Source organism: Rhodococcus sp. F64268, assembly GCF_023015605.1.
GTDB lineage: Bacteria > Actinomycetota > Actinomycetes > Mycobacteriales > Mycobacteriaceae > Rhodococcus.
This window is the reverse complement of the sequence record NZ_JALKAI010000044.1, coordinates 1-377: the sequence shown is the minus strand read 5'-3', so window position 1 is coordinate 377 and position 377 is coordinate 1. Positions and strand designations below refer to the sequence as shown.

General features: G+C 63.7%; 1 pseudogene. It reads right to left on the bottom strand.

Features of this window, described 5'->3' with window-relative positions:
* A pseudogene (locus MWU77_RS25070) lies at positions 1 to 224 on the bottom strand (DUF3558 domain-containing protein); the annotation flags it as partial.
* Between the last annotated feature and the right edge of the window lie 153 nt (positions 225 to 377).

Below are 377 nucleotides of genomic sequence, written 5' to 3'. Positions count from 1 at the left end.
GCCGCGTCGTACCCTGCCGCGGTCATCACGTCGTCCGGGAGGTCGAGGCAGGGGTCGAAGGTGATGTCGGGGCGGCCGGAGTCGTCGACGATGCGCGGTGTGCGTGTTGTTGGTGCGGTGGCTACGGTGGTACTGTCGTCGATTTCTGTTGCCGGTGTTGGTCCGCAGGCTGCTGCTACCGCGATGATTGCAGCAGCTAGTGCTGCACGTCTCCACCTGCTCACGCGACCCCCCGATCCGCCCGAAAATCGGTTCGACGCTAGCACGACCGGTCCTGCCTACGATTCCCGCGACGGTTCCGGTATTCGTGCGGGAAGTGCGTGCAGGTTATGTGTCGACGTCGATCGACTGAAGCTGTCGTACCCAGTCGAATTCGG